This is a genomic window from uncultured Polaribacter sp. (assembly GCF_947503875.1).
Classification (GTDB): domain Bacteria; phylum Bacteroidota; class Bacteroidia; order Flavobacteriales; family Flavobacteriaceae; genus Polaribacter.
This window is the reverse complement of record NZ_CANNFH010000002.1, coordinates 511,714-533,742: the sequence shown is the minus strand read 5'-3', so window position 1 is coordinate 533,742 and position 22,029 is coordinate 511,714. Positions and strand designations below refer to the sequence as shown.

At 30.5% G+C, this 22,029-nt stretch carries 20 protein-coding genes; 14 read left to right on the top strand and 6 right to left on the bottom strand.

Translation table 11 applies throughout. The features are described from left to right. Positions 1 to 51: 51 nt before the first annotated feature. From Q0684_RS04765 to Q0684_RS04730, 8 genes are all read left to right on the top strand, one after another. Positions 52 to 1,491: a SusD/RagB family nutrient-binding outer membrane lipoprotein gene (locus Q0684_RS04765; protein ID WP_299013183.1), complete on the top strand. Its 1,440-nt coding sequence runs from the start codon at positions 52 to 54 to the stop codon at positions 1,489 to 1,491. A 556-nt stretch (positions 1,492 to 2,047) separates the two neighbouring features. Then, positions 2,048 to 3,430 carry a sodium:solute symporter gene (locus tag Q0684_RS04760; protein ID WP_299013180.1) on the top strand — a complete coding sequence of 461 codons (1,383 nt, stop codon included), beginning with the start codon at positions 2,048 to 2,050 and terminating at the stop codon, positions 3,428 to 3,430. Next, on the top strand, positions 3,415 to 4,242 hold the full coding sequence (locus tag Q0684_RS04755) for a metallophosphoesterase family protein (RefSeq protein WP_299013179.1): 828 nt from the start codon (positions 3,415 to 3,417) through the stop codon (positions 4,240 to 4,242). The genes Q0684_RS04760 and Q0684_RS04755 overlap by 16 nt, the downstream gene beginning before the upstream one ends. An 11-nt stretch (positions 4,243 to 4,253) precedes the next feature. Further along, positions 4,254 to 4,745, top strand: a complete 492-nt coding sequence (locus Q0684_RS04750; RefSeq protein ID WP_299013174.1) for a rhodanese-like domain-containing protein — start codon at positions 4,254 to 4,256, stop codon at positions 4,743 to 4,745. Positions 4,746 to 4,808: 63 nt separating this feature from the next. Continuing rightward, a complete protein-coding gene (locus tag Q0684_RS04745; RefSeq protein WP_299013346.1) occupies positions 4,809 to 5,435 on the top strand; it encodes a TIGR04282 family arsenosugar biosynthesis glycosyltransferase in 627 nt (208 codons plus the stop codon). A 6-nt stretch (positions 5,436 to 5,441) separates the two neighbouring features. Then, entirely contained in the window at positions 5,442 to 6,143 is a 702-nt protein-coding gene (locus Q0684_RS04740; RefSeq protein WP_299013171.1) for a DM13 domain-containing protein, read from the top strand. Positions 6,144 to 6,217: 74 nt separating this feature from the next. Continuing rightward, positions 6,218 to 7,033: a purine-nucleoside phosphorylase gene (locus tag Q0684_RS04735; protein WP_299013167.1), complete on the top strand. Its 816-nt coding sequence runs from the start codon at positions 6,218 to 6,220 to the stop codon at positions 7,031 to 7,033. A gap of 6 nt (positions 7,034 to 7,039) precedes the next feature. Further along, a complete protein-coding gene (locus tag Q0684_RS04730) occupies positions 7,040 to 7,927 on the top strand; it encodes a sterol desaturase family protein (protein ID WP_299013163.1) in 888 nt (295 codons plus the stop codon). A gap of 288 nt (positions 7,928 to 8,215) precedes the next feature. Here the strand turns inward: Q0684_RS04730 and Q0684_RS04725 are convergent, their stop codons facing one another. From Q0684_RS04725 to Q0684_RS04700, 6 genes are all read right to left on the bottom strand, one after another. Continuing rightward, complete coding sequence (locus Q0684_RS04725; protein ID WP_299013161.1) at positions 8,216 to 8,944, bottom strand: metallophosphoesterase family protein; 729 nt, start codon at positions 8,942 to 8,944, stop codon at positions 8,216 to 8,218. A gap of 200 nt (positions 8,945 to 9,144) precedes the next feature. Next, positions 9,145 to 10,419, bottom strand: coding sequence for a POTRA domain-containing protein (locus tag Q0684_RS04720; RefSeq protein WP_299013158.1), 1,275 nt, complete (start codon positions 10,417 to 10,419; stop codon positions 9,145 to 9,147). 2 nt (positions 10,420 to 10,421) lie between these two features. Then, a complete protein-coding gene (locus Q0684_RS04715) occupies positions 10,422 to 11,834 on the bottom strand; it encodes a hypothetical protein (protein ID WP_299013156.1) in 1,413 nt (470 codons plus the stop codon). A 9-nt stretch (positions 11,835 to 11,843) separates the two neighbouring features. Beyond that, positions 11,844 to 12,677, bottom strand: a complete 834-nt coding sequence (locus tag Q0684_RS04710; protein WP_299013153.1) for a universal stress protein — start codon at positions 12,675 to 12,677, stop codon at positions 11,844 to 11,846. A 69-nt stretch (positions 12,678 to 12,746) separates the two neighbouring features. Further along, a complete protein-coding gene (locus Q0684_RS04705; protein ID WP_299013150.1) occupies positions 12,747 to 13,748 on the bottom strand; it encodes a glycoside hydrolase in 1,002 nt (333 codons plus the stop codon). 25 nt (positions 13,749 to 13,773) lie between these two features. Further along, a complete protein-coding gene (locus tag Q0684_RS04700; protein ID WP_299013146.1) occupies positions 13,774 to 14,673 on the bottom strand; it encodes a hypothetical protein in 900 nt (299 codons plus the stop codon). Positions 14,674 to 14,844: 171 nt separating this feature from the next. Between Q0684_RS04700 and Q0684_RS04695 the strand changes: the two genes are divergently transcribed. From Q0684_RS04695 to Q0684_RS04670, 6 genes are all read left to right on the top strand, one after another. Then, positions 14,845 to 16,194 (top strand): FAD/NAD(P)-binding oxidoreductase, encoded by a 1,350-nt coding sequence (locus Q0684_RS04695; protein WP_299013142.1) that lies wholly within the window; start codon positions 14,845 to 14,847, stop codon positions 16,192 to 16,194. Between the two features lie 38 nt (positions 16,195 to 16,232). Continuing rightward, positions 16,233 to 17,855, top strand: coding sequence for a 4Fe-4S binding protein (locus Q0684_RS04690; protein ID WP_299013135.1), 1,623 nt, complete (start codon positions 16,233 to 16,235; stop codon positions 17,853 to 17,855). A gap of 82 nt (positions 17,856 to 17,937) precedes the next feature. Continuing rightward, on the top strand, positions 17,938 to 18,423 hold the full coding sequence (locus Q0684_RS04685) for a hypothetical protein (protein ID WP_299013130.1): 486 nt from the start codon (positions 17,938 to 17,940) through the stop codon (positions 18,421 to 18,423). Continuing rightward, positions 18,424 to 19,116 (top strand): glycosyltransferase family 2 protein, encoded by a 693-nt coding sequence (locus Q0684_RS04680; RefSeq protein ID WP_299013127.1) that lies wholly within the window; start codon positions 18,424 to 18,426, stop codon positions 19,114 to 19,116. After that, on the top strand, positions 19,116 to 20,606 hold the full coding sequence (locus Q0684_RS04675; RefSeq protein WP_299013124.1) for a cellulose synthase family protein: 1,491 nt from the start codon (positions 19,116 to 19,118) through the stop codon (positions 20,604 to 20,606). The genes Q0684_RS04680 and Q0684_RS04675 overlap by 1 nt, the downstream gene beginning before the upstream one ends. Then, entirely contained in the window at positions 20,606 to 21,970 is a 1,365-nt protein-coding gene (locus Q0684_RS04670) for a mannosyltransferase (RefSeq protein WP_299013118.1), read from the top strand. Before Q0684_RS04675 ends, Q0684_RS04670 begins: the two co-directional genes overlap by 1 nt. Positions 21,971 to 22,029: the final 59 nt, after the last annotated feature.

Sequence of the window (22,029 nt, the reverse complement as noted above, 5' to 3'; positions counted from 1 at the left end):
TATTTCATGGAGATTTTTAGACATCGTTCAGAATTAAAGAAAATACAAAAAATGAAAAAAATTATATATACAATCGCAATTTTTGCCATTACACTGGCAAGTTGCACAAAAGATTTTGAAGAAATAAACACCAACCCTAATGCCCCAGTTGCAGTGCAACCAAGTTTGTTATTAAGACAGGTTATTTATGATTTTGGCGAACAAATGAGTTACGAAGGTTTTGTAGCTGGAGATTTGTTAGCACAACACAGAACTGCTTTAGATTTTAATTTATTTGACAGACACGATTTGAAAAGTCCACAATTGGGTGGAAATCCTTGGCCAATTTTCTACACCAATTTACGTGATAACGAAATTATTTTAAAGCAATCTCAACAAACGCCTGCTTTTGGGGTTTATGAAGGGCCCGCTTTAATTTTAAAAGCTTTTATGGCTGCTGGTTTAACAGATTTATTTGGTGATGTGCCTTATTTTGAAGCGTTTGACGGTGTAGAAGGCATTGTTACTCCAAAATACGATTTACAGGAAGATATTTATCAAAATGAAAACGGAATTTTAGAAAATTTAGACAAAGGTATTGCTGCAATTAATGCGTATACAGGTTCTATTCCTTTAGAAGGAGACATTTTATATAATGGAAATCTAGACAATTGGGTACAGTTTGCAAACTCTTTAAAAATTAAATATTTAATTAGAATTTCTGGTAAAGTTGATGTTGCCGCTCAATTACAAGCTATTTTTGATGAAGGAAATTACATCACTACAAATAATGAAAATGCAGTTTTCGATTTTACAAATTCTGAACCCAACAGTTTTAGATTGGCACAATTAAGAATTGGAGATTTCAACAACTTTGTGCTTTCTGAAACTATGGAAGAAATTTTAACGGATTTAGACGACAATAGAATTACTACCTTTTTTAGACCTTTTGCAAACGCTAATACTAACGAATTTAATGGTTTATTAAATGGTATAGATGCCTCTTCTACAGCTGTTGCTTTAGCAGATTTCTCTTTAGCAGGAACTGCCTTTAGAGAAGACACTTCTAGCTTAGATGCTAATTTTATGACGGCTTGGGAAACTAGCTTTCTGTTAGCAGAAGCCGCAGAAAAAGGTTTGATTACAACCAATAGTGAGTCTTTATACAATTTAGGTGTAACACAAGCTTTCGCCTATTGGAACACAACTTTACCCACAAATTATTTGGCAGGAAATGCTAATTTTAATGCAATTGGTAAAACACCTTTAGAGCAAATAATCACTCAAAAATGGATTGCTTCTATTATAAATGGTTACGAAGGTTGGGTAGAATTTAGAAGAACAGGTTTTCCTGCATTTAAAAATATTTCTGCAAGTTTAAATAATGGTTTAATTCCAGTAAGAATGCCTTATCCTGCAGAAGCAGCAACTTTAAATCAAGAAAATTACAAAGTAGCAGAAAGTGCTACAAATGGAAATAGTTTAGATGTTAGAGTTTGGTGGAATGAATAGGTCTCCCTTTATCCCTTCAAAGGAGGGAATTATTGTGGAAATCCTATCCCTAACCCTTTCCTAAGGAAAGGGAACTGTTGTGGAATTTTTGCGAATATTAAATGATAATATTCTTTTTATTCAACCGAGTAAAAACCCCTTCCCTTTGGGAAGGTTGGGATGGGATTTTTTCCAAAGGAAAGGGAACTGTTGTGGAATTATGCGGATATTAAATAATAATAATATCCCTTGAATTCAACCGAGTAAGAACCCCTTCCCTTTGGGAAGGTTGGGATGGAATTTTATCCTAAGAAAAGGGAACTGTTGCGAAATTATGCGAATATTAAATAATAATATCCTTTGAATTCAATTGAGTAAGCCCCCCCTTCCCTTTGGGAAGGTTGAGATGGGATTTTTTCCAAAGGAAAGGGAATTGTTACGGAATTATACGGATATTAAATAATAATAATATCCCTTGAATTCAACCGAGTAAGAACCCCTTCCCTTTGGGAAGATTGGGATGGGATGAGAGGAAACTATAGTGTAAATTATTACCAAATAAAATTTAAAAAGAAATATGATAACATCCTTTTTTATTCAATTGAGTGAGAGTTCCTTCCCTTTGGGAGGGTTAGGATGGGCTCAATGGTTATTAATAATAACCTCAAGTTTAATTTTGTTCTTTTTATCACCATTAGCAAAAACAACAGATCAGTTTTTTAAGGCTGTAAACCAAAAAAAAGCGCCCAATACTTTGGTGTTGACTGGGAGTTTAATCATTTCTTGGATTTTTGCAAAGAGCATTACAAATGCCGCAAATCTTGGTTTAGATTTTGGTTTAGTTGGTGGTGTTGCTTATGCAGGCTATTATTTATCTTTTGCAGTGGCTGGTATTATTATTTATCAATTAAGAACAAAAGGAAATTTTAAAAGTATTCATCAATTTTTAATTGCCAAGTTTGGTAAAAAGGCAATGGCTGTTTTTTCAATTTTAATTGCTTTTCGACTTTTTAATGAAGTTTGGAGCAACACCATGGTTATTGGTAGTTATTTTGGTGAAATGGGAAGTTCCTCTTATTATTGGGCAATAATTATCTTTACTTTATTAACACTTTCCTACGCAATTAAAGGTGGTTTAAGTAGTTCTATATTTACAGATGTAATTCAAATGGTGTTATTTTCTGTTTTATTAATCATTATTTTAGGAACCATTTTCACAACAGATGATTTTTCATCAACACAAATAATTACTTCTGGTACTTGGAGTTTTGAGTTGGGTTTAAATCTGTTTTTTGCAGCTTTATTACAATCGTTTAGTTATCCGTTTCACGATCCTGTTTTAACAGATAGAGGTTTTATTTCTTCACCAAAAATTACCCGTAAAAGTTTTTTATGGGCAAGTATTTTAGGCGCAATTTGTATTGTATTATTTAGTTTAATTGGTGTGTACGCACAAACTAAAGGTATGCAAGGGCAAGCAGCTGTAGAAGTTGGTAAAGCTTTTGGTGTGGTTATTTTATTAGTGATTAATTTTATTATGATCACCTCTGCAGCTTCTACTTTAGATTCTACATTTTCGTCCTTTTCTAAATTAATTGCTGTAGATTTAAACATCAAAAAAACAATTTCTTTTGGAAGATTAACTATGATAAGTGTTGCTGTTTTAGGTACCATTCCTGTTTTTTTAAATGCAGAAATTTTATCTGCCACCACCATTTCTGGTACTATGGTTATTGGTTTAACTCCTATCTTTATCTTTTGGAATATTAAGGTACCAAAAATTAGTTTCTATTTTAGTGTAATTTGCGGCTTGGTTTTTGGACTATTATTAGTATTAGACTGGCTTCCAAAACAATTTATTTTTACAGATGGAAAATATGCCAGTTTACTTTGGGTGAATCTATGGGGAATTTTAAGTTGTATCATTTTATATTTTATACCTAAATGGATCAAAAAATAGAAAATTTGCGCAAATTATCTGGAAAAACACTTCTTTTTGGTGGTGTTTATAGCAATTTACAAGCTTTAGAAGCTTTAAAACAAATTGCCGAAAAAGAACAGATTCCTCCAGAAAATTGCATTTGTACTGGCGATATTGTGGGGTATTGTGCTCAACCAGAAGAAACAGTGCAGCTTTTTAAACTTTGGGGTGCAAAAAGCATTGTTGGTAATGTAGAAATTCAATTAAGAGAAAATGCAGCAGATTGTGGTTGCGATTTTAGAGAAGGTTCTAGATGTGATGATTTTTCGCAACAATGGTATCCCTATGCACAAAGTAAATTATCGAAAAACTCGTTAGATTTTTTAAAAACATTACCCAATCATATCAACTTTACATACGCCAATAAAAGGGTAAGTGTTGTGCACGGTTCGTATTTTAATATTTCTGAATTTATTTTTAAATCAACGGATTGGAACATCAAAAAACCAAATTTTGAAGCTACAAAAAGTGATGTAATTATAGCAGGCCATTGTGGTTTGCCATTTCATCATTTACAAGAAAATAAAATATGGCTAAATCCTGGTGTTATTGGTATGCCCGCTAATGATGGAAACTCAGATGTTTGGTATGTAATTTTAGATGATGAAAAAGATACATTTAATTTTACGCATAAAACCTTAACTTACAACTACAAATTAACTAGTAAGTTAATGCAAAATGGGGTGTTACCAGAAGAATATTCTAGAACAATTGTAACAGGCATCTGGGATAATACCGAAATTTTACCAGCCATAGAATCTGGTTTACAAGGATTTGGAATTCAATTATAAAAACAATAAAAATGAAAAAAATATGTATCCTTTTTTTGCTAATAACCTCAACAGTTACCGCTCAAAAAAAATTAGACAAATTATTAAATACCTGGAACACTAGAAATGTACCTTACATTTCTGTACAAACTTTAGCATTACCAAAAACAGAGGCTATTTTATTAGATGCAAGAGAACCAAAAGAGTACGAAGTAAGCCATTTAAAAGATGCAATTTATGTAGGCTACAATAAATTTAAACTTAAAGAAACTGTTGCCAAACTACCAAAAGATAAAGATGCAAAAATTGTGGTGTATTGCTCTTTAGGTGTAAGATCAGAAACTGTAGCGCATAAATTAATAGAGGCAGGTTATACCAATGTTTACAATTTATATGGGGGTATTTTTAAATGGAAAAACAACAATTTTAAAGTTGTAGATACTTTAGGTAATACCACAGAAAAAGTACATGCTTTTGATAAAAAATGGGGTAAATATTTAAAAGAAGGCAAGAAGGTATATTAGTGATTAGTGATTAGTGATTAGTGATTAGTGATTAGTGATTAGAAAAAACGAAAAAATATTTTGATTTCAAAAAAGAATTCCAAAAACTTATTATTAGTATTTACAAGAAACCCAGAATTAGGAAAAGCAAAAACGCGTTTGGCTAAAACTGTTGGAGATGAAACTGCTTTAGAAATCTATAAATTTTTACTAGAAAGAACTAGAAATATTTCTTCGGAAGTTAAAAATGCCGACAAAGCGGTTTATTATTCTGTAAAAATTAGAGAGAATGATATTTGGGATGCATCAACCTTTCAAAAACACCAACAAGTTGGAGAAGATTTAGGCGTTAGAATGTTAAACGCATTTAAAAACGGATTTAATGCTGGTTACCAAAAAGTAATGATAATTGGTAGTGATTTATACGATTTATCATCAAAAAATATAGAAAAAGCTTTTGAGGAATTAGATTCAAATGATGTAGTTATTGGTCCAGCAGAAGATGGTGGCTATTATCTTTTAGGGATGAATACTTTACAAGAAAACGTATTTAAAAATAAAGATTGGGGCACAGCAACTGTTAGAAAAGAGACTTTAACAGCTTTAATTGATAAAAAAGTGAAATTATTAGCGTTTAAAAACGACATAGATATATATGAGGATATTGTGGATATCCCAGAAATTATGCAAACGTTTATAAACCCTAAATAATATCAAATGAAAACAACATTACTTTCTTTATTTTTAGTATTATTGAGTACTTTTATAAGTGCCCAATGCACAGAAAATGCAGCTAATTTTGGAAATAACACTTCTATAAGGTCTTACAATGTTTCTGGAGACATCTCTGTAACTTTAAACACAAACAATACAATAACTGTAGATTTTGCGAGCAATTACCAAACCGCTTCTGGGCCAGATGTAAGATTATATTTAATAAAATCTGAAGGAAAATCTATTGCTGAATTAAAAAACACAAATCCAGAAAATTTAGAAAATATTTCTTTTGGCTTGGTAGGTTTTTCAGGAGCGTTAAGCTATACTGAAAGCATTCCAGAAAATATTGACATTACAAAATATGACACCGTTTTCTTTTACTGCTTGCAATTTAATCAGTTTTGGGATTTTGGCACCTATAACTCATTTACATCCAATAATTGCACGGTTTTAGATGTGGACTCTTTTTCAGTTGATAAAATTTCGGTGTATCCAAACCCAGCAAAAAACCAAATACAAATTTCAAATATTGATAGTAGTTCTGCAGAAATTCGTATTTTTAATGTTTTAGGAAAACAAGTTTTATATCAAAGAAAAATAACAGCAAATTCTGTAGACATTTCAAATTTAGAAAGTGGTATTTATTTACTTAATATTACTGTAGATAGTAAATCTAAAACTCAAAAATTAGTTGTACAATAAATTGGTTTTTGCTTATTTTCACTAAAATAAAAAACAAATTATAACATTTACTTTACAACCTTTTTTATTGAAAAATGAAACAAAAACAACTAAACGAAAGCATAGAGTTTTTAAAGCTTAAAGGAATTTTAAACCCTGAAATTGGTATTGTTTTAGGAACAGGTCTTGGAAAACTTGTAGACGAAATAATCATTGAAAAAGAGATTTCGTATAAAGATATTCCTAATTTTCCGACGGCAACTGTAGAGTTTCATTCTGGTAAATTAATTTACGGAGAATTATCTGGTAAAAAAGTTGTGGTAATGTCTGGTCGTTTTCATTTATATGAAGGCTACAATGCTTGGGAAGTTACCTATGGCATTAGAACAATGCATGGTTTAGGAATTAGAAATTTATTAATTTCTAATGCGGCAGGTGCAATTAATCTAAATTACAAAAAAGGGGATTTAATGTTAATTGAAGATCATATCAATTTGCAAGGCACTTCTCCCCTTGCTTTTAATAGCGCAAATACTTTTGGTAATATTTTTGCTGATATGTTAGAGCCCTATTCCAATACAATTAACACAAAATTAAACACAATAGCGAAAACGCAAAACATAAAATTACACAATGGCGTTTATGCTAGCGTATTAGGGCCACAATTAGAAACTAGAGCAGAATATAGAATGTTGCAAATTTTAGAAACAGATGCTGTTGGTATGAGTACTGTGCCAGAAGTTATTGTTGCCAAACAATTAAATTTGCCTTGTGCAGCCATTTCTGTTTTAACCGACGAATGTGATCCTAAAAATTTACAACCTGTAGATATTGCAGAAATTATAGCTATTGCTGGTGAAGCAGAACCTAAAATGATAACACTTTTTAAAGAAGTGGTAAAAGTTTTATAAAAACAGATGAATAAGTATTTAGAAATTATAAAAAACTCCTATTCCGACTACTGGAATTATCTAAAAAACTCGGTTTTACTAGAACTGAATTTGGAGAATTATTTTTATGGTTTACTTATAATTTCTCTTGTAGTTTGGGGTTTAGAAATTGTTTTTCCTTGGCGTAAAAATCAATCTTTGTTTAGAAAAGATTTTTGGTTAGACACTTTTTATATGTTTTTCAATTTCTTTTTACTGAATTTAATTGTGCTAATTGCGCTATCTAATTCTGCAGCTGCTGTTTTTAATGATGGCTTGGCTTTAGTAGGTTTATCCATAGAAAGTTTTCAGCTAATTGCTTTAAACGAACTTTCTTTTCCTTTAAGAATATTTATCTTTTTTATAGTGGTAGATTTTACACAATGGTGGACACACAGATTGCTGCATAATTATACTTTTTTATGGAATTTTCATAAAGTACACCACTCTGTAAAACAAATGGGGTTTGCTGCACACCTCCGTTATCATTGGATGGAACCTGTAGTTTATAATTCTCTAAAATACATTCCTTTAGCAATAATTGGAGGTTTTTCTGCAAAAGATGTGGCATTTGTACATTTTTTTAACATTACTATTGGTCACTTAAATCATGCAAATATTAATTGGGATTATGGTTGGTTAAAATATATTTTTAACAATCCTAAAATGCACATTTGGCACCATGCAAAAGAACTACCAGAAGATCGTAAAAAAGGTGTTAATTTTGGAATTACCTTAAGTGTTTGGGATTATATTTTTAAAACCAATTATATACCTTATTCTGGCAGAGATATTGAATTGGGTTTTAGTGATGATGATCAATTTCCTAAAGATTTTATACAACAAGAACTGTATCCTTTTAACAAAAAAAAGTAGTTTATTAGGTTCTACGTTTACTATAGTTACTGGCTTTTTTTTTTAAAAAATATCCTAAGATTTTTCGACTTCACTTTGTTTCGCTCAAAATGACAAACAGTAATTTTATTGAGTCTTGGTTTTAACTAAAAGTTTCTTTCAGTCCGTATAAAGCAAAACACTATACTTTCAGTAAAAATTACTGACTATTATTTAGTTCCTAGATTCATTATAATATCTAATCGTAATTAAAAAACATTATAAGATTTTTCGGCTTCACTTTGTTTTGCTTTAAATGAAGATTGGTAATTAATTTCGTCCTTTTTCATTTGGGTACAAAGCTGGTAAATTATCACTTTGAAAAAAGGCTTTTGTATCAATATTCATGGCTGTAATTTTCCCTTTAAAAGCGGCACCTGTATCTACATTCCAAATATTTACAGCATTCATTGGTTCTGTTTCACCAAAATTTGTAGTTGGTGTGTGCCCAATATAAATTTCATTATAATGCTTTAGTCTTTTAGGGAAGTTTTTATGGTTTGTATTGATATTTTTATCCATTACCAAAGCCATTTCCCACAACGTTCTGTCTGTACAAAATTTATGTGTGTAGGTTTCTTTAGTTACACCATGCATAGATGTAAAACCTGCATGCAAAAACAGCCTGTTCTCTGTATCTAAATAATACATTTGCATGTTTTTAAAAAAGGTAAAATGCTGCTCTTTCTCTGCTAAAGTATAACCTACATAGCTTTCTATAGTTTCTTTACCACCATGCATAAACCAAGTTGGATTTACATCATTGCCGTTTTTTAACCAGTTTTCGCACCAAACATCATGATTTCCTTTAATAAAAATACAGTTTATTTTTTCTGATAAATCTATTAAAAACTGAATAACTTGTGCAGACTCACTCCAACCATCTACATAATCTCCCATAAAAATTAGCGTATCTTCTTCTGTAACTTCTATTTGATTTAAAACTTGTAAAAGTGCTTTTAAACCTCCATGGATATCGCCAATTGCAAATGTGCTCATTCTCTTAATATATTTAGAAAAACAAAGCTATGCGTTTTTAAAGAGACTAAAAATAATTTGTAAGACTATTATTGGTAAATATGCCTTTGCGTTAGGGATTGGAATGGCATCCTTTTTATTTTTTTTCAGAAATAAAAAGATATAATGGAAAGCCTGTTAAAACCTGCCTACCGCAGGCAGGCGCCCAAATAAAAAGTTGTTTAAAAATATTGTCCGATTCCGAAAACTAAACCTCCGTAGGCGTTATTGTTTCCATCGAAAACTTTAAAACCGTAATCTAATCTAAATGTGGCGTTGTATACTTTTTTGCTGATAAAACGCAAACCAAACCCAGAAAAAATACGAACACTTTCTGATTTTAGAAAATCGCTTAGCTCTCCTCCTGGGTTTCTCCAAGAACCAAAATCTGTAAAAACATTGGTTTGTATGGCCAGCCATTTTTTGTCGTAAACGGTATGTCTGTATTCTGTATTTAAAACAAAAGTACCTGTACCTCTGTCTATTAAAATACCTACACCACGTAAATTTACGTTGTTATCTAAGGCAAAAGGTGCAAAAGGAGTATCGTCATTAGAGGCCAAACCTAGGCGCAATCTGTTTGCCCAATTGCCTTTTTGGCCTACTCGTTTGTAATAGAAAAAATCGTTCCAGGCAATTAAAAAAGGGTTTTGAAAATCGTTTGTGGTAGTTACATATTGTGCATAAAGTGTACTTTTAAAACCACTAACGTATTGATAAAAATAGTTTAGGTTGTTGTAATTGTATACTAGCTTTAAAAGTGTTTTATCTAAATCTAGTTCTAATGGCACATTAGAACTTACTGCTCCTGAAAGATATTTGTATTTCTCTGAAAAAATGGTAACACCAAAGTCTATTTTGTGCTTTAAATTTATTTGATATAAACCTAAAACTTCAAAAGATATGTTATTGTATAAATAATTGGCAGTGTTGTTTCCAAAAAAAAGTGGTTCTTTACTTTTCCAGTTTTGAAAATTAAAAGCCATACCCCATTTTTTAGAAAACAAATTGGGTGCTCTAAAATTTAATCCATAAGAATCGAAAATATTTTTTTGATAAAAACCACCAAAAGTATTGTTTGCTCCTAAAAAATTATAATCATACAGGCCAATTTTATAGGCAAGTTCTTGGTTTGTGGTAGTCCATAAATTGATATCTGGTATTACTGTAAAATTTTCTTCTAAATTAAGGACTAACGTAACACTATTCTTTTTCTGGTCTTTTTTTACAACATAATTTACATTTCTAATAGCTGGTAATCTTTTTAAAAAAATAATATCTTCTTGTACGATTAAAGAGTCTAAATAATCTCCTTTTTTAAATGATACTATTTTTTCTAAATAGGCTGTTTTTGTTTTTTTTGCACCTTTAATTATTACTTTAGAAATTGTATTTTTTTGAGCAAAAGATGTTCCAAAGTAGAACAATAGAAATCCAAAAAACAGTTTTTTAATCATGTTTATTGTGCTGCTATAAATGTTTTTTGAATAATTAAATTTGTCCAATTATCTGCATTTAGACCAAATAAGGAAAAATTATATTCATTATCTAATATTAAATCTGGTGGAGTTTCTGTATGAATGTTATCGTCAATAGTAATATTAGCTTCATTATAATATTGAAAAGTTTGTTCTTGTGTAAATGTACCTGATAAAAAAGCATTTGAATCTGTTGTAAAAATTTGCAGGTATCTTTCTGTTTCTGCAGCCCTTTCGTCCATCCATGTAAAAATAGGACTTAAACTTTCTGGGTTTGGGTAGTTAATAAGAACATCTGTAGTCCATTTTGTAGCTTTACTAAGGTTTTGCGTTTTTATAGGTGCAGAAATATGTAAATTATCTGGTGTTGAAAACGTTACAACACACCATACTTCTTTTGAGGTATTGTTGGTAAATCTACCAAATCTATTTCCTAAACGCGGTGAACTACTTAGATTTTTTCTTCTATAATTAGAAAAATCGTTTTTATCTACAGCTGTATTTTCTGTTTCGTAATATCTAAAATCAAAAGCATCTGTTATAGGTAAATAATAGATGTACGTATTTTCTATATTCCCGTTTGCAGAAGCTGCAAAAGCAAACAAATCTGCCAATGTTTTTTCTTGATTAAACGCTACAAATTCTTCTAAATTTCTTGGTATAAACTGTTCTTCTATAATGTTGGTTACCCAATTGTCTTTACCAATATCCATCATCGTAAAGTTGTAAACCTCATCTTCTTCTAACGCCTTTGGTGTTTCTGTATTTATGGTTGTTGTTACGTTGTCTTCGTCATAAAATTGAAAAAAAGTTTCTTTCGTAAATGTACCCGAGAGAAAATTATTTTCTTCATTAGAAATTACTTGAAAATAACGTTCGTGATCTGCAGAGCTACTCTCTTCCCAAGTAAAATTGGGTTCTATTCTTGTTTTATAATTGATAACTACATTATCTGAGTAGGTTGTTGTTTTACTTTGGCTTTGTAATTTTATAGGTGAAGAAATTTTGAGTTCTCCATCTAAAAAATAAGTAACTAAACAATAACTTTCTAAAGCACTAGCGCGCACAAATCTTGCTAATTTACCTCCAAAAACAGTTTGACTATTTAAACTTTGTCTTCTATAATTGGCAAAATTATTTTCATCTAAACTAGGGTCTGTTAACTCATAATACCGCACATTTGTAGCGCCTTCTTCTGGAAAATAAAATATATGAACCAAGTTTGTATTCGCATTTGCATTTGCCGCAAAAGCAGTAACACCGTCTTCTATAATTGTATTATTTTCATCTAAAAACTGTTGTAAATTTCTAGATACTAAAACATCATTATCTTGTGAGCAAGCAACCAAAAAAGGAAGCATCACTAAGAAAAAAAGAAGATTTTTAAATTTCATTTAGTTTATTTACAATTTAAACGTCATTATTGGTAATGCAGAGTGATTTGATAAATCTTCTGAAATGCTACCTGAAAAAATATGAGACAATCCTTTTCTACCATGTGTAACCGTAGTTATTAAATCTGCACCAAGCGCATTTGAAAAATCTAAAATTCCGCTTTCTATAGATTTTGCACAAACAAAATTAACGTTTATAAGTCTGTCTATATTACCTTCTGCTTTCATTAAAAAATTATGAGCTAAGGCATCCATTTCTGGAGTTGTCTTAAAGTTTTCGTTTGGTAAATTTACGTACAATAAGTGTTTTTTTGCGTTAAAAAGGTCTACTATTTTCAACATTTTTTTAAACGCTGGTATCGTATTTTCAGAGAAATCTGTAGCGTATACAATTTCGTTAAAATTAACATCTGTAAGTTTATTTTTAATAACCAAAACAGGTGTTTCAGAAAAACGAATTACTTTTTCTGTATTAGATCCCATAAAAAACTCTTTTAATCCGCTTGCGCCATGAGATCCCATTAAAATTAAATCTGCTTCAATTTCTTTGGCAATATCATTTATTTCGCTAAAAACTTTATAATGTTTAATTAAAGGAACTACTTCTAAGTCTTTTAAGTAGTCTTTTTGCAAAAATTCTTGCATTTCTTTTTCTGCTAATTTTAAAAGAAAAAGTGCTTTTTCTTGCTGATAACTTGGGCTTTCTGATAAATTGACTTCTTTTATGTCTAACATATGTAAAACATAAATAGAGGCATCTACTTTTTTTGCTAATAAAGCTGCTGTTTCTAGAGCATTTTCTGAATGTTTAGAAAAATCAATAGGTACAATAATTTTTTTCATGATGTTATTTTTTGTGTGCTACCCAAAATTAAAAACATTTTATCAAAAAAAATAAGACATTTATCATGTTTACTGTTTGTGTAATATACGTAACAGTTTTTCTGCGGGTTTATTTTGTGGGGTAAATCTATTATTACTTGCACCACCAACTTTATTGTGTCTATGAAACCATTTCCAAATAAAACCACCTGCAAACCATTCTTCTTGCCAAAACTGATTGTGTATTGCTTGCAACGCATTGCTTTGAGCTTGTAAATTTACATTGCCTTGTACCCTATTTGCCTGCCAAGGCTCTTTGCCATTAAAATCTATACTTCTATAGCCATATTCTGTAAACAAAATTGGCTTATTAAATTTCTGTTGAATCCTTTTTATTTCGTCTTTATGCCTTTTCCAACCCAATTCGTACTCTGCAATAGTAGGCGATTTTTTATCACTCAAAGGAAAATAGGCATCTATACCAATATAATCTAATTCGCTCCAAAAAGTAACCCTTTTATATTCGTCCCAATTTGCAGCATAGGTAAGTTTACCTTTATAAATACCACGAATTTCTTTTATTAAATTTAGCCAATAATCAGGTCTTTCTTTAACAAATTCTTCTAACTCTGTACCAATGCATAAAATTGATGCGTTTAAGTTTTGGGCAGCTTTAGCGTAAGTTATTATATATCTTTTATAGGATGTTTCTAAAAGGCGCCAATTCTCTTCTGTAGTTGGTTTTAAATCTCCTGTAAAACCTCCTCTTCTTAACCATAAATGAGGTTTTATCATTATTTGTATGCCTACCTTTTTAAACTCTTTGCCATATTGCAGCAAACCATTTTCAGTTTCGCCAAACCACTCTCTATGTGTATTAAATTCTATCTTAGGTATTGCTATATTTCTTATATAACTATAAGGCATCAAAGCAACAAAATTGCCTTGTGCCTTTTGCACTGGTATTATATGTTTTTTACTGATAGAATCTCTAGCTGCAACAAAACTAATTCCGTTAATTTTTTTGGTTTGGCTGTTACAAGCAAAACAAAAAGTGAGCAGAAAAAATAAGAGGCCTTTAAAAATATTCATAAGACCTCTAAATTAATTCTTTTTACTAAAACAAGGCTCTTAAACCAATGTTAAAACTCTGCCCTAAACCGGTTGCAGTACCTCTAACAAATTTACTGTATAAAATCTCTAAGTTATATACATCTGTTAATTGGTATTTTGCACCAAGTCCTAAACTTGTAAAATCTTGTGTAAAAGCTTCATCATTTAAACCTAAACGTTGGAAGTGTTGTGCAAATGCTAATATTGTAGATTTATTACTAGGAAAGTAACTCATAAATACACCTGGTGCTAAAACAAAGGTATCATTTGCAAAACTTGTTTCTTCTCCAAAATTATACTCTGTATTTAGTTCTGTAAACAATTGCCAATCTCCACCTGGCAAAGTATAATCATAAAAGAATCTATTTTGAAATTGATATGCTGTTTGGTCTAAAAAAACACCGTTTGCATCTGTTTCTTCGCTTATTAAAGGGATATGAAAAGCAGATTGAACAGAAAAGTTACCAACACCATTAATTGGCTGCCATTTTATTGCTGGTGCAAAAGATGATAAACCATTTCTTGATTGATTATTATCGGCAAAATTAAATACAGATGTTGCACTTTGGCCACCTATTGTGTTTGTTCTGTATTCTATCAATACCCCTAAATTCAATCTATCACTATCTGAAACACCTGTAAATATATCTAAAGTAGAAGTAAAAAAGTTTTGTCTAAGTATGTCTTGTTCTGCACCATTTGGCCCAAATAAATCTTTAGTTTCTGTATATAAATTATTAAAAAATTTAATATCCCATTGCCCTTTGGCCATTAATTTAGATGGTGTAAAAATTTGAATGTTACTCGCTCCACTATTATCATCTTGATTATTGTCTTGAGCTACAGCTGTAAAACTTAAAATTAGAATTAAAGTAAAAGCTATTTTTGAAATTATATTTCTCATGATTAATTGATTTGTTATTATTAATTTCCATCTAAGTCTTCTCAAAACAAATGAACTTACAAAACTTTTCCATAAATTTTATTTATAACGATTCTAAATAACATTGAATTAAAAAATAATAATTAAGTTATTAACTTTACCTTCGACTTAATGCTCAACAATCAATCACCTATGGAACACATCGTAATTATTGGTAATGGAATTTCTGGCGTTACCACAGCAAGACATATTAGAAAAAACTCAGATAAAAGAATAACCATTGTCTCTACAGAAACCGAATACTTTTTCTCTAGAACAGCCCTTATGTATGTTTACATGGGACACATGAAATTTGAGCATACCCAACCTTATGAAAACTGGTTTTGGAAAAAAAACAACATCGAACTGAAACAAGCTTTTGTTAAACAGGTAGATACCGCAAATAAAACATTACAATTTTCTAATAACGAAAGTTTACAATATGACAAATTAATTATTGCAACAGGCTCTAAACCAAATAAATTTGGTTGGCCAGGGCAAGATTTAGAGGGTGTTTTAGGAATGTACCATAAACAAGATTTAGAAAATTTAGAAAAATATGCACCAGATAACAAGACCTGCAACAGAGCTGTAATTGTTGGTGGTGGTTTAATTGGTATTGAATTGGCAGAAATGTTAAGAAGTAGAGATATACCCGTTACTTTTTTAGTTAGAGAAACTAGTTTTTGGAATGGCGTTTTGCCCGCTCAAGAATCTGAAATGATTAACAAACATATTAAAGACCATCATATAGATTTGCGTTTAAGTAACAACTTAAAAGAAATTAAAGCAGATGAAAATGGCCGTGTAAAATCTATTATTATTGAAGAAACGGGAGAAGAAATACCTTGTAATGTTGTTGGATTAACAGCTGGTGTATCTCCAAATATAAGTTTCTTAAAAGATTCTGGTATTGAATTAGGACGTGGTGTAAAAGTTAACCGTTTTTTAGAGACAAATATACCAGATGTTTATGCCATTGGAGATTGTGCAGAGCAGCACGAAGCTATTGGCCAGCGCAGAAATATTGAAGCAGTTTGGTACACAGGTAGAATGATGGGAGAAACTTTAGCGCAAACCATTTGTGGTAATAAAACGGAATATAAACCAGGACATTGGTTTAATTCTGCAAAGTTTTTAGATATAGAGTACCAAACTTATGGTTGGGTATTTAGTGAAAGAGGAAAAAAAGAAAATGAAATTTATTTTCAGTGGCAACACCCTAGAGATTACAAGTGCATTACCATTTCTTTTGATAAAAACACACACAAATTTATAGGTATTAATACGTTTGGCATTCGAATGCGTCATGAAATTTTTGACAAATGGCTTACAGAACAACAATCTGTAGAACATGTTTTAGAGTATTTAGCAGATGCAAATTTTGATCCTGAATTTTACAAAGTACATGAGCAAGAAATTGTAGCTAAATTCAACAAAGAAAACGGCACAAATATTCAATCAAAAAAGAAAAGCTGGAAACGTATTTTCTCTAAGGCTTAAAAATAACAAATCATCCAAATTACTTAAAACTACAGATTTTGAAAATTATAAAATATATAGGCTTAGCCATTTTTCTTATTGGTCTAACCATCTTTACAGGAACAATTTTTACAGGAAACTTTTCTTTTACACCACAAGAATTAGATAGCTATATTGCAGAAAAGGGCTACAAGAATGAAGTAATAAAAGAAGAACTATCTAAAGCAATAGTTACAGAGCAATCTTTAAATATTTTTCAGTTTTCTAAAAAAGCGAGAAATGCATTTACCAATGCCAATGCTCATTATGACGAATTAATTGCAAAATACGATACAGCAAAAAACTGGGATAAAAAAGGCGAGCAATACCAATATAAAATAAATGGAAAACCACATACATTAAGTTATCAACTAGCAAAAAAAGCAGGAAGTGGTTTTGTAAAAGAAAATGCTGGTTTAATGTGGTTCTTAACCTTTGGTTTAGGTATTATTGGAGCACTATTATTTATTATACCAAACTTAGTTTTATTAGGTAAACCTGGCATAAAAAATGATGGTATTTATTTAGAATCTGCCACCAATAGAGGTTGGATTGCTTGGTTGGTTTTAGTTTACTTAGTTACGTTTTATTTGGTACTTTATTTTATGGCAGATTACGCTGTAAACTGGACCTTTATTTTAGATCCAATTAGTAAAGCTCTAAATGGTGGGCCAGCATCTCAATGGTTTGTATACGGTTTTTTATACTGTACTATAATGTTAACCATGGGTGTTAGAATGTTTATTAAATACAGACACAACAAATACCAAATTGTTAGAACCATATCTGTTTTATTCTTTCAAATAGTTTTTGCTTTTTTAATCCCAGAAATTATGACTAGTTTAAATATGCCTGGTTACGATTTTAAAAATGCATTTCCATTAGATTATGATTTTTTCTTTGATTGGAATATTGAAAACTTAAAAAACAGTGGAGGAATTGGAATTTTTATTTTAATTTGGGGAATTGTATTAACCTTAATAATTGTGCCAGTTATGGTGTATTTCTTTGGAAAAAGATGGTACTGTTCTTGGGTTTGTGGTTGTGGTGGTTTAGCAGAAACTCTTGGAGATCCTTACAGACAACATTCTAACAAAAGCTTAAACGCTTGGAAATTAGAAAGATGGTTAATACATGCTGTTTTGGTATTTTCTTTAGTAATGACTTTGGTTACATTGTACTGTTATTTCTCTGGAGCAGAGTCTTTGTTAGGCATAAAATCTCAATGGATTAAAGACACTTATAGCTTTTTAATTGGTGCTTGGTTTGCAGGTGTTATTGGTACTGGTTTCTATCCTATTTTTGGTAATAGAGTTTGGTGTAGATTTGGTTGTCCTTTAGCAGCTTATTTAGGTTTAGTACAACGTTTTAAATCTAGATTTAGAATTACAACAAATGGTGGGCAATGTATTTCTTGTGGAAATTGTTCTACTTACTGTGAACAAGGAATTGATGTAAGAGCATACGCCCAAAAAGGAGAAAACATTGTAAGATCTAGTTGTGTAGGTTGTGGTATTTGTTCTGCAGTTTGCCCAAGAGGAGTTTTAAAATTAGAAAACGGACCAGAAGCAGGAAGAATTAACCCAACAGATGTTTTGTTAGGGAATGATGTAAACTTAATGGATTTGGTAAATAATAAATAATTACAAAGTCCCATAATCCCATCCCTAGCCCTTCCCAAAGGGAAGGGGACTTGAAGTAAAATTAAAACGAAATTTAGAATTAATGTTTTTTAGAAAGTTGTTTATTGTATTGTTTATTTTTTGTGTAACTCCCACTTTAGTTGCCCAAAAAACATTCAAAAAAACGCTTTATCAGAATGGCCAAATAAAGGAACAAGGTTGGCTTTTAAATAATGAAAAAACGGGTTATTGGAAGTTTTTTTACAGCAATGGAAACCTTGAAAAAGAAGGATGGTATAAAGACAATTTAGAAGTAAAATATTGGTACTTTTATCGCAAAAATAAACAGAAGGAAAAAGAAGGTCATTTTAAAAAAGGTTTTAAAACAGATTGGTGGTTATTTTATGATATTGAAGGGAACATCAACCATAAATGCCAATTAGAAAAAAATCAAAAAAATGGCTATTGCTTAATTTATAAACAAAAAAAACTCGTTAAAGCTTCCAAGTACAAAAAAGGAAAGAAGATAAATGAGTGGAAAGATTTTTCTTCTTTTAGAGAAGACAATAGTCTAAAAGACTTAAGATAAATGAACCCTATTATAAACGTAATTATTCCTGCTTACAACGAGCAAGACTCTATTGCAAATGTTATAAATGACATCCCTAATTCTGTTGAGGAAATTGTTGTTATAAGCAATAATTCTACAGATTTCACGGAACAAAATGCAAAAAACGCAGGTGCAACTGTTTTATCTGAAAACAGAAAAGGTTATGGATATGCCTGTTTAAAAGGTATGGAATACATAGCCAATAAAGAGACTAAACCAGATATTATTGTTTTTTTAGATGGCGATTATTCTGATTATCCAGAACAACTTACAGAACTAGTAGCACCTATAACAAAAAATAATATTGATTTTGTAATTGGTGCACGTGTTAAAGCGTTAAGAGAAGTTGGTGCTATGACACCCCAACAAATTTTTGGCAATTGGTTAGCTACTTTTTTAATGAAGCTTTTTTTTGGTGCAAAATTCACAGATTTAGGACCATTTAGAGCCATAAAATACAAAAAACTTTTAGCGCTTAATATGGAAGATAAAACCTATGGTTGGACTGTAGAAATGCAACTAAAAGCTTTAAAACAAAAATTCTCTTACACAGAAATACCTATGAAATACAGAAACAGAATTGGAGTATCTAAAGTTTCAGGAACCGTAAAAGGTAGTATATTTGCCGGAATAAAAATCTTAAGTTGGATTTTTAAATATAGCTTTAAATAATGGTTCTATCCTACATCATCATTGTAATCTACTCTGTTGCATTATTGCTTATATTCATGTATGCTTTAGCGCAATTAAACCTTCTTTTTAATTACTTAAAATCTAAAAAACAAGAAGATACATCTGAAAAACTAGATTTTTCGAAAGAAAAAGAAATTCCTTATATAACAATACAATTACCTGTTTATAACGAATTGTATGTTATGGAAAGGCTCTTAAAAAATATAGCCAAATTAGAATATCCAAAAGACAAACTAGAAATTCAGGTTTTAGATGATTCTACAGATGAATCTGTAGAAACTACTGCAGAACAAATTAAAATAATTCAAGAAAAGGGTATTGATATTTCTCATATTAGAAGAACCAATAGAAAAGGGTTTAAAGCAGGTGCTTTAAAAGAAGGTTTAAAAATTGCTAAAGGAGAATTTATTGCCATTTTTGATGCAGATTTTTTACCACAAAAAGACTGGTTATTACAAACTGTACCTTATTTTAAAAACGATAAAATTGGTGTTGTACAAACAAGATGGGGGCATATCAATAGAAATTATTCAACATTAACAAAAATACAAGCTTTTGCTTTGGATGCTCATTTTACCCTAGAACAAGTAGGTAGAAATAGCCAAGGGCATTTTATTAACTTTAATGGAACAGCTGGTATTTGGCGTAAAGAATGTATTTATGATGCTGGCAATTGGGAAGGAGATACACTTACAGAAGATTTAGATTTAAGTTACCGCGCACAACTTAAAAAGTGGGAATTTAAATATTTAGAACACGTGGAAACTCCTGCGGAATTGCCTGTAATAATTAGTGCTGCAAGATCGCAACAATTTCGTTGGAATAAAGGTGGTGCAGAGAATTTTCAAAAAATGATGAAACGTGTTATCAAAAGTAAAAACGTTTCTTTTAAAACTAAAATACATAGTTTACTACACCTTTTAAATAGCTCTATGTTTACCTGCATATTTTTAGTTGCTATCTTAAGCATACCTATGTTGTACATTAAAAACGAATATGCACACCTTAAAATGTACTTTTATGTGATGAGCTTTTTTGTAATAAGCTCTTTAATATTCTTTATTTGCTATTGGCACATGTATAAAAATATTTATGGTGGTGGCTTAAAAAATTTCTTTAAATATATTGGTGCTTTTTTTACCTTTTTCTCCATTGCCATGGGCTTTTCTTTGCATAATACTATTGCTGTATTAGAAGGGCATTTTGGTAAAAAAAGTGAATTTGTAAGAACACCAAAATTTAATATTAAGTCTATAAAAGATGGCTGGAAAAACAACAAATACATTAAGAAAAAACCATCTGTGCATGTAATCTTAGAAGGTATTTTAGCCATTTACTTTGTATTTGGCATGTACAGTGCATTTATAGTGGGTAACCAAGGTGGAGATTTTGGTTTATTTCCTTTTCATTTTATGCTTTTTATTGGTTTTGGATACGTTTTTGTAAAGTCTGTCTTTTCTAAAGCATAATGGTTGGGCTTAAAAAATATCAGGTTGTTTTTGCAACTGTATTAAGTATATTTACCTATTTCTTTGTTGCCTATTTTTTAGAAAGAACTCAATTTTATGTGCTTAGTTTTTCTTGGATTGTGCTTTTTAGTGCCTTTTATTTCTTTCTAAAAAATGAAAAACTAACCTTTAGAAACTTAGCGGCAATTGCCATATTATTCCGACTTATTTTTTTATTTTCCACACCTAACTTATCGCAAGATTTTTATCGATTTATTTGGGATGGTCGTATGATTTTAAACGATTTAAATCCTTATTTATCTTTACCACAAACTTATATAGCACAAAATTTACAGCCCATTGCAGAGGCAAATGCGCTCTATAAAGGAATGGGCGCTTTAAACGGAAGTCATTACACCAATTACCCACCATTAAATCAGCTTTGTTTTTTTATTGCAGCAGTATTTGCAAACAAAAGTATTTTTGGCGCTGTAATTGTATTAAGAATTATAATTATAGCTGCAGATTTAGGTATTTTGTATTTTGGAAAAAAATTATTGGAAAGACTACATCTTCCTGTAAAAAATATCTTTTGGTACATATTAAATCCTTTTGTTATTATAGAAATGACAGGGAATTTACACTTCGAGTCTGTAATGTTATTCTTTTTAGTTTGGGCACTGTATCAACTACACCAAAGAAAATGGATTTTTGCCGGAATTTTAATTGCATGTTCTGTTTCTGTTAAATTAATACCGCTTTTATTTTTACCTTTATTTTATCAATTCCTGAATAACAACAGTTCGAGAAAATGGTTACCAACCCAAAAAGGAATTAAAAATTTAATACTTTTCTATAGTGTAATTTTAGGCACTACAATTTTGTTTTTTGCTCCATTTTACTCCAATAACCTAATTGCTAATTATGGTAATTCAGTTGGTTTATGGTTTAGAAATTTCGAATTCAACGCCAGTTTCTATTACATTTTTAGAGAAATCGGGTATTTATTTAGAGGTTATAATGAGATTGCCATTATTGGCAAAATAACGCCCATTTTAACGATTGTCTTCTTAATTTACCTTACTTTTTTCAGAAAAAACAACACACTTATAGCATTAATTACTGCAATGCTATTTGGCTTAAGTTTTTATTATTTTACAGCCACAACTGTCCATCCTTGGTATGTAGCTACGCCATTAATTTTGTGTGTTTTTACCAAATACAAATTTCCTGTGGTTTGGTCTTTTGTAATTATTTTATCCTATCAAGCCTATGCCAACAATCCTTGGAAAGAAAATTTATATTTTATTTTTATAGAATATGCGGTCTTATTTGGTTTTCTAGGTTATGAAATTTACAAACAACGGCTAGTTACCAAATTGTAAAATAAAACCGGTTTACATCTATGGTAAAACAGTTTTTTGTATTTTAGTAAATTAATATT

Bases quoted from the DNA above. Each gene is read 5' to 3' on its own strand.
- Q0684_RS04680 (WP_299013127.1), top strand. From the start codon at position 18,424: ATGAACCCTATTATAAACGTAATTATTCCTGCTTACAACGAGCAAGAC.
- Q0684_RS04765 (WP_299013183.1), top strand. From the start codon at position 52: ATGAAAAAAATTATATATACAATCGCAATTTTTGCCATTACACTGGCA.
- Q0684_RS04730 (WP_299013163.1), top strand. From the start codon at position 7,040: ATGAATAAGTATTTAGAAATTATAAAAAACTCCTATTCCGACTACTGG.
- Q0684_RS04710 (WP_299013153.1), bottom strand. From the start codon at position 12,677: ATGAAAAAAATTATTGTACCTATTGATTTTTCTAAACATTCAGAAAAT.
- Q0684_RS04695 (WP_299013142.1), top strand. From the start codon at position 14,845: ATGGAACACATCGTAATTATTGGTAATGGAATTTCTGGCGTTACCACA.
- Q0684_RS04760 (WP_299013180.1), top strand. From the start codon at position 2,048: ATGATAACATCCTTTTTTATTCAATTGAGTGAGAGTTCCTTCCCTTTG.
- Q0684_RS04705 (WP_299013150.1), bottom strand. From the start codon at position 13,748: ATGAATATTTTTAAAGGCCTCTTATTTTTTCTGCTCACTTTTTGTTTT.
- Q0684_RS04750 (WP_299013174.1), top strand. From the start codon at position 4,254: ATGAAAAAAATATGTATCCTTTTTTTGCTAATAACCTCAACAGTTACC.
- Q0684_RS04715 (WP_299013156.1), bottom strand. From the start codon at position 11,834: ATGAAATTTAAAAATCTTCTTTTTTTCTTAGTGATGCTTCCTTTTTTG.
- Q0684_RS04755 (WP_299013179.1), top strand. From the start codon at position 3,415: ATGGATCAAAAAATAGAAAATTTGCGCAAATTATCTGGAAAAACACTT.
- Q0684_RS04740 (WP_299013171.1), top strand. From the start codon at position 5,442: ATGAAAACAACATTACTTTCTTTATTTTTAGTATTATTGAGTACTTTT.
- Q0684_RS04675 (WP_299013124.1), top strand. From the start codon at position 19,116: ATGGTTCTATCCTACATCATCATTGTAATCTACTCTGTTGCATTATTG.
- Q0684_RS04720 (WP_299013158.1), bottom strand. From the start codon at position 10,419: ATGATTAAAAAACTGTTTTTTGGATTTCTATTGTTCTACTTTGGAACA.
- Q0684_RS04670 (WP_299013118.1), top strand. From the start codon at position 20,606: ATGGTTGGGCTTAAAAAATATCAGGTTGTTTTTGCAACTGTATTAAGT.
- Q0684_RS04725 (WP_299013161.1), bottom strand. From the start codon at position 8,944: ATGAGCACATTTGCAATTGGCGATATCCATGGAGGTTTAAAAGCACTT.
- Q0684_RS04735 (WP_299013167.1), top strand. From the start codon at position 6,218: ATGAAACAAAAACAACTAAACGAAAGCATAGAGTTTTTAAAGCTTAAA.
- Q0684_RS04685 (WP_299013130.1), top strand. From the start codon at position 17,938: ATGTTTTTTAGAAAGTTGTTTATTGTATTGTTTATTTTTTGTGTAACT.
- Q0684_RS04700 (WP_299013146.1), bottom strand. From the start codon at position 14,673: ATGAGAAATATAATTTCAAAAATAGCTTTTACTTTAATTCTAATTTTA.